This window comes from Vibrio sp. D173a, from assembly GCF_030248475.1.
In genome coordinates this window covers 1-756 of record NZ_JAHGAH010000919.1, presented here as the reverse complement: position 1 = coordinate 756, position 756 = coordinate 1, and the positions used below count along the sequence as shown (strand labels likewise).

General features: G+C 44.3%; 1 pseudogene. It reads right to left on the bottom strand.

What is annotated here, in order from left to right:
* A pseudogene (locus KIV40_RS30270) lies at positions 1-756 on the bottom strand (hybrid sensor histidine kinase/response regulator); the annotation flags it as partial.

Sequence of the window (756 nt, the reverse complement as noted above, 5' to 3'; positions counted from 1 at the left end):
TGACGCCGTTGAGTGGGGTACGAATCGCATGAGACATGTTAGCCAAGAAGCTACTTTTCGCCTTACTTGCTTGAATCGCGTTGTCTTTGGCTTTTTCTGCATCCTCTTTCGCTATGGTTAGTCGCTCTTTGGCATGCTCTCGTTCGATCGTCAGCCTTTCGACTTGTTGAGCAAATAGGCTAAGTTCATCTTTGCCCTGAACGAGCTTAGATAGAGAAGGGCGCTTACGCTCGTCTTCGCTCTTCAGGAAGCTAAGGATTAAGCCTAGGTTGTTTGTTACTTGGCGAGCAAGGCTGATGGTTAAGCCCATAACTACAGCGGCCAACAGAGCGACAAGGCTAATAAACAGCGTTCTCTGCATTTCGGCGTTGCTGATCGCCATCTCTACTTCGCTTTGAAATTCTTGTTTGATGATGTTTCCCAAATCTTGCAACAAATTGAGCCTTGCGCTCATGGCCATCAAACCAGTATTGATCTCTTCTGGTGATAGTTGGTTGATAGACTCAGCACTAAATAACGCGCTTCTTATCTCTTGGCTCTGAATGAAAACTTCATTTCGAAACACTTCAACCATCTGTGCTACTTGGTTCTCGTTGGCGTTCAAAGAAATAAAACGCTCTAAGAAAAGTAGCTGTCTCTCGCCGAGCGTTTTGATCTGATCGGCCAACTCTGGATCGTATTCTTGCTGATTTTGGAAAATATCAATTAACGAAGTACTGAGTTTAAATTCTTCATTCGACCAAAATGAAAGCCACT